The sequence below is a fragment of the Xanthomonas arboricola pv. guizotiae genome (assembly GCF_002940205.1).
GTDB lineage: Bacteria > Pseudomonadota > Gammaproteobacteria > Xanthomonadales > Xanthomonadaceae > Xanthomonas > Xanthomonas arboricola_C.
The window spans coordinates 43,850-57,568 of the sequence record NZ_MDSK01000011.1; the positions used below are offsets into that span (position 1 = coordinate 43,850).

The window sequence follows — 13,719 nt, forward strand, 5'->3', positions numbered from 1 at the left end:
GCCGGGCCCTGACTTAAGCGGCCATGAGCGCCCGCGCATTTGCTCCTGCCGCCCGCCGGCCCCAGAATATCCGGCTCTCCGGCGCTGTCCTGTGTCGGGTTTTTCAGCGGAGCTTTCGATGCGTACCCACTTCTGCGGCCTGGTCGACGAGACCTTGATCGGCCAAACCGTCACTCTCGCCGGCTGGACCGACGTGGCCCGCAACCTGGGCGGGGTGTGCTTCATCGACCTGCGCGACCACGAAGGCATCGTGCAGGTGACGGTGGAACCGGTGGCCGGCGACGACGCCAGCGCCGAGCTGTTCAAGGTGGCCGCCAGCCTCGGCTACGAGGACGTGCTGCAGGTCGAAGGCGTGGTGCGTGCGCGGCACGCGGTCAACGACAAGCTGCGCACCGGCAAGGTGGAAGTGATCGCCACCCGCATCAGCATCCTCAACAAGGCCGCGCCGCTGCCGTTCCACGCGCACGAAAATCCGGGCGAGGAGACCCGCCTGAAGTACCGCTATCTGGACCTGCGTCGCCCGGAAATGCAGCGCATGCAGCGCACCCGCATCAAGCTGGTGCAGGCGCTGCGCCGGCACCTGGACGCACGCGATTTCCAGGACATCGAAACCCCGATCCTGACCAAGGCCACCCCGGAAGGCGCACGCGACTTCCTGGTGCCCGCGCGCATGCATCCGGGCGAGTTCTACGCCTTGCCGCAGAGCCCGCAGCTGTTCAAGCAGATCCTGATGGTGGCCGGCTTCGACCGCTACTACCAGATCGCGCGCTGCTTCCGCGACGAAGCGCTGCGCGCCGACCGCCAGCTGGAATTCACCCAGCTCGACATGGAATTCGCCTTCGTGCGCGAGCGCGACGTGCAGGATTTCGTCGAAGACATGATCCGCGCCATCTTCGCCGAAGTGGTGGACGTCGACCTGGCCGCGCAGTTCCCGCGCATGACCTGGGCCGAGGCGATGCGTCGCTACGGCTCGGACAAGCCGGACCTGCGCATCGCGCTGGAACTGGTCGACGTGGCCGAACTGGTCAAGACCAGCGAGTTCCCGGTGTTTACCGCCGCTGCCAACGATGCCGACGGCCGCGTGGCCGCGCTGCGCATCCCCGGTGGCGCCACGCTGTCGCGCAAGCAGATCGACGAATACGCCGCCCACGCTGCCAAGTACGGCGCCAAGGGCCTGGCCTACGTCAAGCTGTCGGAGAGCGGCGAAGTCAGCTCGCCGATCGCCAAGTTCTTCGGCGAAGACGCCTTCGCTGCGCTGCTCAGGCACGTCGGGGCCGGCAACGGCGACATCGTGTTCTTCGGTGCCGGCGGCTACAACACCGTGTCCGACTTCATGGGCGCGCTGCGCCTGAAGGCCGGCAAGGATTTCAAGCTGATCGCCGATGGCTGGGCGCCGCTGTGGGTCACCGATTTCCCGATGTTCGAGTGGGACGAGGAGGCGCAGCGCTACGTGGCCCTGCATCACCCCTTCACCGCACCGGCGGTGGACGACATCGCCGACCTGCGCGCCAATGCCCGCACCGCGGTGTCGCGCGGCTACGACATGGTGCTCAACGGCAACGAAATCGGCGGCGGTTCGATCCGTATCCACCGCCCGGACATGCAGAGCGCGGTGTTCGAACTGCTCGGCATCGGCGCCGAGGAAGCGCGCGCCAAGTTCGGCTTCCTGCTGGATGCGCTCAACTACGGCGCACCGCCGCACGGCGGCATCGCCTTCGGCATCGACCGCATTGCGGCGCTGATGGCAGGCACCGACTCCATCCGCGACGTCATCCCGTTCCCCAAGACCACCGGCGCGCAGGACCTGATGACCGACGCCCCGTCGCCGATCGCCGCCGATCAGCTGGCCGAAGTGCATGTACAGGTCCGCCCCAAGCAGGTCTGACCTGCCACCCACGGCCACGCCAGCGTGGCCGTGCAGCCGCCACGCTGCATCGCGCAGCGTGTCGCACGCAGGGATGCCGCGGGCGCGTCGCGCCCGGCCCAACGATCGATGTCCGCCGGCGGCCGCGCCCGCCGCGGCCGCGACGCAAGGCCTTGCCCCGCGCTCGCCCTCATCAACGCACTGCGCGCAATCCACACCCGCGCCGGGCGCAAACGCGGATCGGATCGCGGATGCTCTTCCGATTCCCGATTCCCGATTCCCGATTCCCGATTCCCGATTCCCGATTCCCGATTCCCGATTCCCGATTCCCGATTCCCGATTCCCGAATCCCGATTCCCGATTCCCGATTCCCGATTCCCGAATCCCGAATCCCGAATCCCGAATCCCGAATCCCCGCTTGCGACCCCACCACCGCATGCGCGAAGCTGCCACGTCCGCCCGGCACGAGACGCCCGCATGACCCGCATCCGCCGCGCCACACCGGACGATGCCGAAGCCTTGTCGCTGCTGGCTGCGCAGACCTTTACCGAAACCTTCGGGCATCTGTACCCGCAGGAGGATCTGCACGGCTTCCTGCAGGAGACCTATGCGGTCGAGCGCGCGCGCATCGTGCTGGCGCATCCGGACTATGCGATCTGGCTGCTGGAGATGGACAACCTGCTGGTCGGCCACGCTGCCGCCGGCCCCTGCGGGCTGCCGCACCAGGACGTGCGTCCCGGCGACGGTGAGCTCAAGCGGCTGTATCTGTTGAAGGACTACCAGAACAGCGGCTGGGGCAGCCGCCTGTTCGAGACCACGCTGGAATGGCTGGAGCGCGACGGCCCGCGCACGCTGTGGATTGGCGTGTGGTCCGAAAATTTCGGCGCGCAGCGCTTCTACGCCCGCTACGGGTTCGAGAAGGTCGGCGAATACGATTTCCCGGTCGGCAAGATCCTCGACCGCGAATTCATCCTGCGCCGCATCCCGCGCATTGCGGCCGCTTGAACGGCGCGCCGATGCCTGGCTGGCGCGCCGTGCGACCACGATTGCCGGCGCCCGGCCACGCTGAGTGCCACCGGCACCATCCCCACCTCGGTCGCCTGCAGGTCGGCATGCGCATCGGTTATCGGCCTGCCGGCCCGGCGCGGGTGGCGTTGATTGGCCCGCGAGCGCCCCACGTCAGATCCGGCACGTCGTCGCGCTCACCTGAAGCCGGCGCCAAGTCGCGGTCATGACGTCCGTGTCCGGCGCATCCTCGATCGTCCCGGGTCACTCCCAACGCATCCTGCGTGAGCGGGCGAGCGCCGCGACCGCCGACGTGCTGCTGGTGCACGGCATCTGGAACACCGCGCACTGGCTGTTGCCGCTCGCGCGCCGGCTGCGTGCCGAGGGCCTGGCGCCGGCGCTGTTCGGCTACGCCAGTGTGCTCGGCGGACCCGCGCAGGCCGTGCCGCGGCTGATCGAACGTCTGCAGGCGACCGGCGCGCAATTGCTGGTCTGTCACAGCCTGGGCGGGCTGGTCGCGCTGCAGGCGCTGCGCGCCGCGCCCGAATTGCCGGTGCGCCGCGTGGTCTGCCTGGGCTCGCCGCTGTGCGGCAGCGCCGCCGCGCGCGGCCTGGCCCGCCGCGGCGGGCGCTGGGCGCTGGGGCGCAGCGCGGCCTTGCTGCAGCACGGTGTCGGGCAATGGGAGGGCGAGGCGGAGATCGGCCAGATCGCCGGTACCGTCGCGCGCGGGGTGGGGCGATGGCTGGCGCCGCTGGACGGCGGCTCGGACGGCACCGTGGCGCTGGCCGAAACCCGCCTGCCCGGGCTGCGCGACCATTGCGTGGTGCAGGCCAGCCACAGCGGCCTGTTGCGCTCGCCCGAAGCCGCGCAGCAGGTGCTGCGCTTCCTGCGCCAGGGCCGGTTCCGCCACTGAACGCCGCCGCCCCGGTGCGGGCGAGCAATCAGGTAAAATCCGCGCCCTGTCATCCAAGCCAGTCTGGAACCACCCATGGGTAGAGGCCCCTCCATCGAAGGCCGCAAGAACGCCTCCGACGCCAAGCGCGGCAAGATGTTCACCAAGATCATTCGCGAGATCAGCGTCGCCGCGCGCGGCGGCGGTGGCGACCCGTCCAACAACCCGCGCCTGCGCGTGGCGGTGGACAAGGGGCTGTCGGCGAACATGTCCAAGGACGTGATCGAGCGCGCGATCAAGAAAGCCACCGGCGAGCTGGAAGGCGTGGAATACGAGGAAGTGCGCTACGAGGGCTACGCCCCCGGTGGCGTGGCGGTGATCGTGGACTGCCTGACCGACAACCGCGTGCGCGCGGTGGCCGACGTGCGCCATGCCTTCAGCAAGTGCGGCGGCAACATGGGCACCGACGGCTCGGTGGCCTTCATGTTCAAGCGCCTGGGCGTGCTGAGCTTTGCCGCCGGCACCGACGAGGACACCCTCACCGACGCGGCGATCGAAGCCGGCGCCGACGATGTGGTGGTCTACCCGGAAGACGGCGCCATCGACGTGCTGACCGCCCCGGACGCCTTCGCCCAGGTCAAGCAGGCGCTGACTGCCGCCGGCCTGGAGCCGGCGCACGCCGAAATCACCTTCCGCGCCGAAAACGACATCGCCGTCGACGGCGACACCGCCGTGCAGGTCCGCAAGCTGCTCGACATGCTCGAAGACCTGGACGACGTCCAGGACGTCTATTCGAACGTCGATCAAGCGGCGCTTGGCGCCTGAGGCGCCGGGAATCGGGAATGGAGAATCGGGAATCGAAAAAGCTGCAGCCGGCGCCGCCTAGTGTTCCCGGGCGCGCCCTTAGGCGGCTCTACCTATTCCCGATTCCCAACTCCCGATTCCCGGCCGCTCGATGACCCGCATCCTGGGCATCGATCCCGGTTCGCAGCGCACCGGCATCGGCATTATCGATATCGACGAGGGTGGTCGCAGCCGGCATGTGCACCACGCGCCGCTGGTGCTGCTGGGCGAGGGCGACTTTGCGCAGCGGCTCAAGCGCCTGCTGCACGGGCTGGGCGAGTTGATCGAGACCTACCGTCCGGACGAGGTGGCGATCGAGAAGGTGTTCATGGGCAAGAGTGCTGCGTCGGCGCTCAAGCTCGGCCACGCGCGCGGCGCGGCGATCTGCGCGGTGGTGCTGCGCGATCTGCCGGTGCACGAGTACGCTGCCACCGAGATCAAGCTGGCGCTGGTCGGCAAGGGCGGGGCGGACAAGGTGCAGGTGCAGCACATGGTCGGCATCATGCTCAACCTGAAAGGCAAGCTGCAGTCCGACGCCGCCGACGCACTGGCGGTGGCCATCACTCACGCCCACGTGCGCGCCACCGCGCAGCGCCTGGGCGTCAATACCCAACAGGCCTGGAGCCGCAAGAAATGAGAATCGGGATTCGGGAGTCGGGAATCGGGGATTGCAAACGCAGAGTCCACAGCAGCGCGCGCTGTTGCGATTCCCCATTCCCGATTCCCCATTCCCGGCACCGCCAAGGCGGTGCCCAATGATCGGCCGCCTGCGCGGGCTGCTGGCCTACAAGCAGCCGCCGTGGCTGGTGATCGATGTCGGTGGCGTGGGCTACGAGCTGGAGGCGCCGATGAGCACCTTCTACGACCTGCCCGATGTCGGCCGCGACGTGATCCTGTTCACCCACTACGCGCAGAAGGAAGACAGCGTGTCGCTGTACGGATTCCTGCGCGAAGGCGAGCGCAGGCTGTTCCGCGACGTGCAGAAGGTCACCGGCATCGGCGCCAAGATCGCGCTGGCGGTGCTGTCCGGGGTCAGCGTGGACGAGTTCGCCCGCCTGATCACCAGCGGCGACGTCACCGCGCTGACCCGCATCCCCGGCATCGGCAAGAAGACCGCCGAGCGCATGGTGGTGGAGCTGCGCGACCGCGCCGCCGACTTCAGCAGTGGCGCGCCGATCACCGGCCAGCTCGGCCCGGATGCGGTGTCCGAGGCCACGGTGGCGTTGCAACAGCTGGGTTACAAGCCGGCCGAGGCCGCACGCATGGCACGCGAGGCCGGGGCAGAAGGCGACGAAGTCGCCACGGTCATTCGCAAGGCCCTCCAGGCCGCGCTGCGTTAGGTCGCGCCGTCTTCCTCTCCTTCACGCCACTTGGCGATACCCTGCCCACTTCATGTCCCAGACCCCCACTTCCGCAGCTGGCCACGGCCATGCGCCTGCCAATAGCCATATGGCCTTGGTCATCGGCGCCATCGGCGTCGTCTTCGGCGATATCGGCACCAGTCCGCTGTACACCCTCAAGGAGGCGTTCTCGCCGCACTACGGGCTGAGCAGCGACCACGACACCGTGCTGGGCGTGCTGTCGCTGGCGTTCTGGGCGCTGATGGTCACGGTGACGCTCAAGTACGTCACCATCATCATGCGCGCCGACAACGAGGGCGAGGGCGGCATCATGGCCTTGATGGCGCTGACCCAGCGCACCCTGCGCAGCGGGTCGCGCTCGGCGTACGTGGTCGGCATCCTCGGCATCTTCGGCGCCTCGCTGTTCTTCGGCGATGGCGTGATCACCCCGGCCATCTCGGTGATGGGCGCGGTCGAAGGCCTGGAAATCGCCGCGCCCAGCCTGCATCCCTTCATCGTGCCGATCACCGTGATCGTGCTGCTGGTGGTGTTCATGGTGCAGCGCTTCGGCACCGAAACCGTCGGCAAGGTGTTCGGCCCGATCACCTGCCTGTGGTTCCTGTCGCTGGGGGCGATCGGCGCCTGGAACATCGTCGACGCGCCGGAAGTGATGAAGGCCTTCAACCCCTGGTGGGCGATCCGCTTCTTCCTGGAGCATGGCTGGCACGGGGTGTTCATCCTCGGCGCGGTGGTGCTGGCGGTGACCGGCGGCGAGGCGCTGTACGCGGACATGGGCCACTTCGGCGCCAGGCCGATCCGCCATGGCTGGTATTTCTTCGTGTTGCCGATGCTGCTGCTCAACTACCTGGGGCAGGGCGCGCTGGTGCTCAATCACCCCTCCGCACTGAAGAACCCGTTCTTCGAAGCGGTGCCGGGCTGGGCGCTGTATCCGATGATCATCCTGGCCACGCTGGCGGCGGTGATCGCGTCGCAGGCGGTCATCACCGGCGCCTATTCGGTGGCCCGCCAGGCGATGCAGCTGGGCTACATCCCGCGCATGCTGATCAAGCACACCTCGCGCACCACCATCGGCCAGATCTACGTGCCCGGCATCAACTGGCTGCTGATGGTGATGGTGATCGCGCTGGTGCTGATCTTCCGCAGTTCCACCAATCTGGCGGTGGCCTACGGCATCTCGGTGTCGATGACCATGCTGATCGATACCCTGCTGCTGGCGCTGGTGGCGCGCTCGTTGTGGCCGCGCTGGCGCAACTGGGTGCTGCCGCTGTGCGTGGTGTTCTTCTTCATCGAGCTGGCCTTCGTCATCGCCAACGGCGCCAAGCTGCTGCAGGGCGCCTGGTTCCCGCTGGCGCTGGGCATCGTGGTGTTCACCCTGATGCGCACCTGGCGCCGCGGCCGTGCGCTGCTGCGCGAGGAAATCCGCAAGGACGGCATCCGCATCGACGGCTTCCTGCCGGGCCTGATGCTGGCCCCACCGGCGCGCGTGCCGGGCATGGCGGTGTTCCTCACCGCCGACCCGATGGTGGTGCCGCATGCGCTGATGCACAACCTCAAGCACAACAAGGTGCTGCACGAGCGCAACATCTTCCTCAACGTCGACACCTTGCCGATCCCGTACGCGCCGGCGGACAAGCGGCTGCAGATCGAGTCGATCGGCGACGAGTTCTACCGCGTCTACGTGCGCTTCGGCTTCATGGAAACGCCGGACGTGCCGCTGGCGCTGATGCGTTCCTGCGACCAGGGTGGCATCCATTTCGACCCGATGGACACCACCTTCTTCGCCAGCCGCGAGACCATCGTGGCCAGTGCCAACCGCGGCATGCCGATCTGGCGCGACAAGCTGTTCGCGTTGATGCATCGCAACGCCGCCCCGGCCACCGGCTTCTTCCGCATCCCCGGCAACCGCCTGGTCGAGCTGGGCGCCCAGGTCGAGATCTGAGGCCGCGACAGCGTCGCGGCCTTGGGAATCGGGAGACGGGAATGGGGAATAGGAAAAGCAACGGACTGCGCCGGCCTGAGACACTCGGCTGCGGCTGAAAAGGGCACCAGCGGTGCCGGTAACCGCTACTATTGTCCGCTCGATTCCCCATTCTCGATTCCCCATTCCCGGCTTTTCAATGGACCGCATCATCGCCAGCAGTGCCACCCGCGAAGACGATGCCGCCGATGCGAGCATCCGGCCCAAGCGCCTGGCCGATTATCTGGGCCAGCAGCCGGTGCGCGAGCAGATGGAGATCTACATCGAAGCGGCCAAGGCGCGCGGCGAGGCGATGGACCATGTGCTGATCTTCGGCCCGCCGGGTCTGGGCAAGACCACGCTCAGCCACGTCATCGCCAACGAGCTGGGCGTGAACCTGCGCTCGACCTCCGGCCCGGTGATCGAAAAGGCCGGCGATCTGGCCGCGCTGCTGACCAATCTGCAGCCGCACGATGTGCTGTTCATCGACGAGATCCATCGCCTCTCGCCGGTGGTGGAAGAAGTGCTGTATCCGGCGATGGAAGATTTCCAGATCGACATCATGATCGGCGACGGCCCGGCCGCGCGCTCGATCAAGATCGACCTGCCGCCGTTCACCCTGATCGGTGCCACCACCCGTGCCGGCCTGCTGACCGCGCCGCTGCGCGACCGCTTCGGCATCGTGCAGCGGCTGGAGTTCTATTCGCCGCAGGAACTGACCCGCATCGTGATCCGTTCGGCGGCGATCCTGGGCATCGACTGCACGCCCGAGGGTGCGGCCGAGATCGCCCGCCGTGCGCGCGGCACCCCACGTATCGCCAACCGGCTGCTGCGGCGGGTGCGCGACTTTGCCCAGGTCAAGGCGACCGGGCATATCGACCTGCCGGTGGCGCAGGCGGCGATGCAGATGCTCAAGGTCGACCCGGAAGGCTTCGACGAGCTCGACCGCCGCATGCTGCGCACCATCGTCGATCATTTCGACGGCGGCCCGGTGGGCGTTGAGTCGCTGGCCGCCTCGCTGTCGGAAGAGCGCGGCACGCTGGAAGACGTGATCGAGCCCTACCTGATCCAGCAAGGCTTTTTGATCCGCACCGCGCGCGGCCGCATGGTCACCACCAAGGCCTATCTGCATCTGGGCCTGAAGCCGCCACGCGATCGCGCCGCAGGCATCGGCGAACCGGGAGACCTGTTTTGATGGCTGCCTGCCTCGCCACATGGGCCGTCCCGACCGAAACTCCGTGCCCATGACCATCGAATCCCAAATTCCGAATCCCCAATCTCCGTCCATATTCAGTTGGCCGACACGCGTGTACTGGGAAGATACCGACGCCGGGGGCGTGGTCTACCACGCGCGCTACGTCGCCTTCATGGAACGGGCGCGCACGGAGTGGATGCGTGCAGCCGGTTACGGGCAGGATCTGATGCGCCAGGACCACGGTCTGGTGTTTGCGGTCCGCTCGATGCAACTGGATTTCCTCAAGCCGGCCCGGCTCGACGATGCGCTGTCGGTGTCGGCGGTGTTGCTGCGATGCAGACGGGCCAGCCTGCTGTTCGCGCAGTCGGTGCGTCGCGAGGGCGAGGTGCTGCTGACCGCCGAGGTGCGCATTGCCACACTCGGCACCAGCGACTTCCGCCCGTGCGGGATGGACGATGCGCTGTACGACGTGTTGAAAGCTCTAGAAACCCCAGAATCCGATTACTGAGGAACAAACGGATGTCGATTGCATTGCTCCTGGCCCTGCAGGACACGGTAGTGGAAGCACTACCGCAGGACGTTGCCGCCGCTGCGGCACAGACCGCCAGCGTGGCGCACAACAGCAGCATCAATTACGTCGATCTGATCCTGCGGGCGAGTATCCCGGTCAAGATCATCGTGTTGCTGCTGCTGATCGGCTCGTTCATCAGCTGGGTGATCATTTTCCGCAAGGCGCGCGCCTTCAAGCAGGCCAACCGCGAGGCGGACGAGTTCGAAAACCGCTTCTGGTCCGGTGCGGATCTGGCCAAGCTCTACGCCTCGGCCACCGACCGCAACCGCACCGTCGGCGGCCTGGAGTCGATGTTCGAGAGCGGCTTCCGCGAGTTCTCGCGGCTGCGCGACCGTCGCCGTCTGGATGCACGCGTGCAGCTGGAAGGCGCGCAGCGCGCCATGCGCACCGCCTTCACCCGCGAAGTCGACCAGCTCGAGCGCAATCTCGAATTGCTGGCCAACATCGGTTCCACCGCGCCGTACGTCGGCCTGGTCGGCACCGTGTTCGGCATCATGGTGACCATGCACGACATGGTCAGCAGCGGCGAGCAGGCCGGTATCGCTGCGGTCGCACCGGGTATTTCCGAAGCGTTGTTCGCCACCGCCATCGGCCTGTTCGTGGCGATTCCCGCGGTGTGGGCCTACAACCGCTTCACCACCCGCGTGGAACGGCTGTCGGTGCGCTACGAGACCTTCGCCGACGAGTTCAGTTCGATCCTGCAGCGCCAGGCCGGCGCGGACGAGTGATGCGCGTGCCCTGCGACAGCCGGCAGCCAGGCGAATGCCCCGTCATCGCACGCACATCCCGGCGCGTGGACGTGGCAGGTGCGGCGTTCGCACACGTGCGTCTGGCATGGCGCAGGGATTGGACAGGCAAGCCCCTCGCGACAGCGCGCACACGCATGTGCGAGGGATTGGATGGGCGAGTCCCTCGCAAGAGTCTGCACATCCATGTGCGGGGGATCAATAGGAACGTTTCGCGATGATTTCCGGTATTTCCCGCCGTAAGAAGCGCAAGCTCAAATCCGACATCAACGTCGTGCCGTATATCGACGTGATGCTGGTGCTGCTGATCATCTTCATGGTGACCGCGCCGCTACTGACCCTGAGCACCGACGTCAACCTGCCCAGCTCGCGCGCCAAGGCGCTGGAGAGCAAGCAGGATCCGGTCGTGGTGGTGGTCGCCGCCGACGGCCAGCTCGCATTGCAGCTGCCCAAGGGCAAGCCGCAGGCGATGGACGTGGCGGCGCTGCAGGCGCAACTGGCCGCCATCGTGGCGCAGGACAAGGACGCGCGCGTGGTCGTGGCCGGCGATCGCGCCGCGCCGTATCAAAAGATCATGGACGCCATCGACGTGCTCAAGCAGGCCAAGGTCGAGAAGGTCGGCCTGATCTCCGACTCCGGCGGCACTGCAGGCAGCGATGCACGCTGACGCACTCTCCACCCAGACGGCGCGCGAGGATGGCTGGCTGCGGCCGGTCATGCTGGCCCTGGTCGTGCACGTGCTGGTCGCGCTGGTGTTCATCGCCGGCTGGCTGTGGTCGCCCGAACGCTCGGTCGAGCCGGCCGCGGGCGATCCCAGCATGGAAGCCTCGCTGGACGTGTCCGCCGCCGAAGCGCGGGTTGCGCGCCAGGCGCTGAAGGCCACGCCGGTGGAGGCGCCGCCACCGCCGGCACCGCTGCCCGAACCGGCGCCGGAAGATACCGTGCCGCCGCCGCAGCCGATTCCCGAGCCGCGTCCGCAGGATGCGCCCACGCCGCAACAGGCGCAGGCGCAGGAGCGCGTCGCGCAGCCGGACAAGGTCGACCAGGACCGCGTCGACGCGCTGGCGCTGTCGGCGGAAAAGGCCAGGAAGGAACAGGAGGCCAAGCGCCGTCAGGAGCAGATCGACCTGACCGAGCGCAAACGCCAGGAAGAGGCCGAGCAGAAACTGCGCCTGGCCAAGCAGCAGGAAGAAGCCGACGCCAAGAAGAAGCAGGCCGCAGCGCAGCAGGCTGCCGCCGATGCCGAACGCGAAAAGAAGATCGCAGACATCCGCCGTCAGCGCGAACAGGCCACCAAGGAAGCCGCGCTGGCCGAGCAGAAGCTGCGCCAGGTCGCCGCCGCGCGTGCGCAGCAGGCCTCGTCGGCTGCCGCCGCCACCGCACAACCGACCGCGGGGCAGGGCGGTACCAACACCGATCTGTCGGCCAAGTACGCCGCGGCGATCCAGCAGAAGGTGCTGGCGCAGTGGGTGCGCCCGCCGTCGGTGCCGCCAGGCCAGAAGTGCAGCATCAACATCCGCCAGTTGCCGGGTGGCACCGTGATGGAGGCCAAGGTGGCGCCGGGTTGCCCTTACGACGAGGCCGGCCAGCGCTCGATCGAAGCGGCGGTGCTGAGCGCGCAGCCATTGCCGTACCGTGGGTTCGAGTCGGTGTTCCAGCGCAACCTGACGTTTGTGTTCACCCCGCAGGACTAGCAAGCCCCAGACCGTGGCGCGGCCGCATGACCTGCGCTGCGCCTCGGTCGGGATGTAGATTTGCGGGGTGTGGCCGGCTGCCTGGCGCAGTCCTGCCGGGTGGATAATGCTGCGCCATCGCACGCCTGCTCGCTGGTCTGGCCGCCGGAATGCCCAATGGTTGACCCTTGCTTTATTTTCACACTGTCTCGTTCACGATTGCGAGTATGTTCACTCGCTGATTGGTATCCCTTGCACACTTTTCCTGCCCGATCCGAGCCGTCCATGAAAAAACCGCTGCGTTGGCTAGCTGTCCTGACCGCCCTGTTGTTGCCGCTGAGCGCGCTCGCGCAACAGCAAGGGCTCACCATCGATATCGTCGGCGGTAGCGCTTCGGCGACGCCGATCACCGTCGTGCCCATGCCGTACCAGGGTTCCGGCACTGCGCCGCAGACCGATGTGTCTGCCGTCGTCGGCGCCGACCTGGACCGTTCCGGCCAGTTCCGCACATTGCCGGTTGCGCAGATCGTCGAGAAGCCGACCCGCGGCACCGAGGTGCAGTTCCAGACCTGGCGTACGCTCAAGCAGAACTACATCGTGGTCGGCCGCGTGATGGATGCCGGCGAAGGCGCCTATCGCGTCGAGTACGAACTGTTCGACGTGGCCAAGGGCGAGCGCCTGCTCGGCCTGGCCATGACCGCACGTGCCAATGCGATGCGCGATGTCTCGCACCAGATGGCCGACGCGATCTACGAAAAGATCACCGGCGTGCGTGGCGCATTCTGGACCCGGATCGCCTATGTGACCGCCAGCGGCAAGGGCGGCGCCATGCGTTATGCGCTGATGGTGGCCGACTCGGACGGCTACAACCCGCAGACCATCGTGCGCTCGGCCGAGCCACTGCTGTCGCCGAACTGGAGCCCGGACGGCAAGAAGCTGGCCTATGTGAGCTTCGAGCGCGGCAATTCCTCGATCTACCTGCAGGACATCGCCACCGGCGCGCGTGAGCTGGTGTCCAGCTTCCGCGGCATCAACGGTGCGCCGTCGTTCTCGCCGGACGGCCGCCGCCTGGCGCTGGCACTGTCGCGCAGCGGCAACCCGGAAATCTACGTCATGGATCTGGGCAGCAAGCAGTTGACCCAGCTGACCAATCACTTCGGCATCGACACCGAGCCGACCTGGGCGCCGGACGGCGGCAGCATCTACTTCACCTCCGACCGCGGCGGTCGTCCGCAGATCTACCAGGTGGCCGCAAGCGGCGGCAGCGCCAACCGCGTGACCTTCCAGGGCAACTACAACGCCACCGCCAGCGTCTCGTTCGACGGCAAGAAGATCGCCGTGGCACAGGGCAGCGGCAACAGCTACCGCATCGCCATGATGGATCGCAGCCTGGGTTCGCCGAGCTGGAGCACGCTCTCGCCGGGGTCGCTGGACGAGTCGCCGAGCTTTGCGCCGAACGCCAGCATGGTGCTGTACGCCGCACGTGAAGGTGGTCGTGGCGTGCTCTACGCCGTGTCCGCCGACGCTCGTGTCCGCCAGCGCTTGGTCCTGGCGGATGGAGATGTGAGAGAACCTTCGTGGGGGCCTTACCGAACCGCGCATTAATGTTAAT

General features: G+C 67.3%; 13 protein-coding genes. All 13 read left to right on the plus strand.

Going from position 1 to position 13,719, the window contains the following annotated elements; all coding sequences use genetic code 11:
* The first annotated feature begins 118 nt into the window (after positions 1–118).
* On the plus strand, positions 119–1,885 hold the full coding sequence (gene aspS, locus XarbCFBP7408_RS08720; RefSeq protein ID WP_104562626.1) for an aspartate--tRNA ligase: 1,767 nt from the start codon (positions 119–121) through the stop codon (positions 1,883–1,885).
* A gap of 456 nt (positions 1,886–2,341) precedes the next feature.
* Positions 2,342–2,869 carry a GNAT family N-acetyltransferase gene (locus XarbCFBP7408_RS08730; RefSeq protein ID WP_104562628.1) on the plus strand — a complete coding sequence of 176 codons (528 nt, stop codon included), beginning with the start codon at positions 2,342–2,344 and terminating at the stop codon, positions 2,867–2,869.
* Between the two features lie 235 nt (positions 2,870–3,104).
* Positions 3,105–3,782 (plus strand): esterase/lipase family protein, encoded by a 678-nt coding sequence (locus tag XarbCFBP7408_RS08735; RefSeq protein WP_429001370.1) that lies wholly within the window; start codon positions 3,105–3,107, stop codon positions 3,780–3,782.
* Between the two features lie 75 nt (positions 3,783–3,857).
* Complete coding sequence (locus XarbCFBP7408_RS08740) at positions 3,858–4,586, plus strand: YebC/PmpR family DNA-binding transcriptional regulator (protein ID WP_024940614.1); 729 nt, start codon at positions 3,858–3,860, stop codon at positions 4,584–4,586.
* A gap of 130 nt (positions 4,587–4,716) precedes the next feature.
* A complete protein-coding gene (gene ruvC / locus XarbCFBP7408_RS08745; protein ID WP_104562629.1) occupies positions 4,717–5,241 on the plus strand; it encodes a crossover junction endodeoxyribonuclease RuvC in 525 nt (174 codons plus the stop codon).
* A 118-nt stretch (positions 5,242–5,359) separates the two neighbouring features.
* Entirely contained in the window at positions 5,360–5,944 is a 585-nt protein-coding gene (gene ruvA / locus XarbCFBP7408_RS08750; protein WP_104562630.1) for a Holliday junction branch migration protein RuvA, read from the plus strand.
* 52 nt (positions 5,945–5,996) lie between these two features.
* Complete coding sequence (locus XarbCFBP7408_RS08755) at positions 5,997–7,904, plus strand: potassium transporter Kup (protein ID WP_104562631.1); 1,908 nt, start codon at positions 5,997–5,999, stop codon at positions 7,902–7,904.
* A gap of 178 nt (positions 7,905–8,082) precedes the next feature.
* Positions 8,083–9,117, plus strand: coding sequence for a Holliday junction branch migration DNA helicase RuvB (ruvB, locus tag XarbCFBP7408_RS08760; RefSeq protein ID WP_104562632.1), 1,035 nt, complete (start codon positions 8,083–8,085; stop codon positions 9,115–9,117).
* Between the two features lie 49 nt (positions 9,118–9,166).
* Positions 9,167–9,625 carry a tol-pal system-associated acyl-CoA thioesterase gene (gene ybgC, locus XarbCFBP7408_RS08765; protein ID WP_104562633.1) on the plus strand — a complete coding sequence of 153 codons (459 nt, stop codon included), beginning with the start codon at positions 9,167–9,169 and terminating at the stop codon, positions 9,623–9,625.
* A gap of 11 nt (positions 9,626–9,636) precedes the next feature.
* Entirely contained in the window at positions 9,637–10,416 is a 780-nt protein-coding gene (gene tolQ / locus XarbCFBP7408_RS08770) for a protein TolQ (protein ID WP_003482569.1), read from the plus strand.
* Positions 10,417–10,651: 235 nt separating this feature from the next.
* Positions 10,652–11,101 carry a protein TolR gene (tolR, locus tag XarbCFBP7408_RS08775; RefSeq protein WP_016904126.1) on the plus strand — a complete coding sequence of 150 codons (450 nt, stop codon included), beginning with the start codon at positions 10,652–10,654 and terminating at the stop codon, positions 11,099–11,101.
* Positions 11,091–12,128 (plus strand): cell envelope integrity protein TolA, encoded by a 1,038-nt coding sequence (gene tolA / locus XarbCFBP7408_RS08780; protein WP_104562634.1) that lies wholly within the window; start codon positions 11,091–11,093, stop codon positions 12,126–12,128. The genes tolR and tolA overlap by 11 nt, the downstream gene beginning before the upstream one ends.
* A 264-nt stretch (positions 12,129–12,392) precedes the next feature.
* Positions 12,393–13,712 carry a Tol-Pal system beta propeller repeat protein TolB gene (gene tolB, locus XarbCFBP7408_RS08785; RefSeq protein ID WP_104562635.1) on the plus strand — a complete coding sequence of 440 codons (1,320 nt, stop codon included), beginning with the start codon at positions 12,393–12,395 and terminating at the stop codon, positions 13,710–13,712.
* Positions 13,713–13,719: the final 7 nt, after the last annotated feature.